Raw genomic sequence first — 965 nt, 5'->3', positions numbered from 1 at the left:
AGCAGGGGCAGATGCCGGCGCACGTCGCCGCCCGGCAGCGCCATCCGCACACCATGCTGGTACGACGTGGTCAGCGTGATCTCGCCGCCTGATTCTGGGGCAGCCTCTGCCGCATTTTTAACCAAATTCAGGAAAACCTGCACAAGTTGGTCGCGATTGCCGTAAACAGGAGGCAGTGACGGGTCGTAGCGCTCGACAAAGCGTATTTTTCGGGCAAAGCCGCTCTGGGCGACCTTGCGCACATGTTCCAGCACTGTGTGGATGTTGACCGCGGCGCGTTCCAGCGGCCGTTCGTCGGAGAAGACCTCCATGCGGTTGACCAGCGCGACGATGCGGTCGGCCTCGTCGCAGATCAGGCGGGTCAGAACCCGGTCCTGGTCGCTGGCATTCTCCTCCAGCAGCTGAGCGGCGCCGCGAATGCCCGACAGCGGGTTCTTCACCTCGTGCGCCAGCATCGCCGCCATGGCCGTGACCGAGCGGGCGGCATGGCGGTGGGTCAACGAATGGTCGATCTTGCGGGCGAGCGACCGCTCATGGATGGTCAGCACCACATGATCGGGTGGATCGCCCATGGTCGCCACCTGCACCGTGACATGGTGAGGGCCGATGCGCGGGGTGTCGATGACAACACCGTCCTGTGACACCCGGCGGCTGCCACGGCGAACCTGCTGGATCAGCCCCATCACCGGACTGTCCGGCGGCAGCAGGTCGGGCAGAGGCATGCCTTCCATGGCATTGGAGGACAGGTCGAAGAACTCCTGCCCCTCCAGGTTGACGAAGCGGATGTCGCCGTTGCCGTCCACCACCAGAACCGGATCGGGCAGGCTGTTCAGCACCACCAGGGACTCCAGCCGGGGCGACCGCGCCGTCGACCGGCTGCGTCCACGCTGGCTGAGTGCGGTCCCGGGACTGGTCGTGGAAACAGGATCCATCAGGCGGCCATCCTTTCGATTGCCGGTTCATAG

The 965-nt window shown here is 65.0% G+C and carries 1 protein-coding gene; it reads right to left on the bottom strand.

The window, feature by feature from the left end:
* A partial coding sequence (locus I71_RS26205; protein ID WP_042700867.1) for a nitrogen regulation protein NR(II) occupies positions 1-932 on the bottom strand: 932 nt, incomplete at its 3' end.
* Between the last annotated feature and the right edge of the window lie 33 nt (positions 933-965).

The sequence above is a fragment of the Azospirillum sp. B506 genome (assembly GCF_000333595.1).
Taxonomy (GTDB): domain Bacteria; phylum Pseudomonadota; class Alphaproteobacteria; order Azospirillales; family Azospirillaceae; genus Azospirillum.
Note: the sequence above shows the minus strand (reverse complement) of the source record. Positions and strands in the feature narration are given on the sequence as shown.